At 47.8% G+C, this 299-nt stretch carries 1 protein-coding gene; it reads right to left on the bottom strand.

Features of this window, described 5'->3' with window-relative positions; all coding sequences use genetic code 11:
* Positions 1-214, bottom strand: a 214-nt coding sequence (locus tag P353_RS05860; protein WP_034366633.1) for a hypothetical protein, incomplete at its 3' end; no start/stop codon positions are given.
* Between the last annotated feature and the right edge of the window lie 85 nt (positions 215-299).

The following is a 299-nucleotide window of genomic DNA, read 5'->3' as shown; positions in this document are numbered from 1 at the left end:
GTATTGGGCTTTTCAATACCGACTTATGATAGCCAAACCAACTCAGTAGCAGATTCACATAACCGACCATCACCACCAGCAATGTGAAAGAGTCAGGGATAGCGCCTTCCTTGACCCACACTAAAATGGTCTCGGCCACGGCGGCAGCGATCATGACTGCAAACATTGGATCAATGAATTGGCCCGTTGAGGGGTCCAGATTCTTTTCGTTCATATCACCCCCTTAACGTTCTGCATCAAACAGGCAAATATGCTTCGCTCATATACTTTGCCGCGGACGTCGTCAGGAAAGTTGACAT

It is taken from the genome of Comamonas testosteroni (genome assembly GCF_000761245.1).
GTDB lineage: Bacteria > Pseudomonadota > Gammaproteobacteria > Burkholderiales > Burkholderiaceae_C > Comamonas > Comamonas testosteroni_C.
The sequence above is the reverse complement of the archived record's forward strand: the minus strand, read 5'-3'. Positions and strand labels throughout refer to the sequence as shown.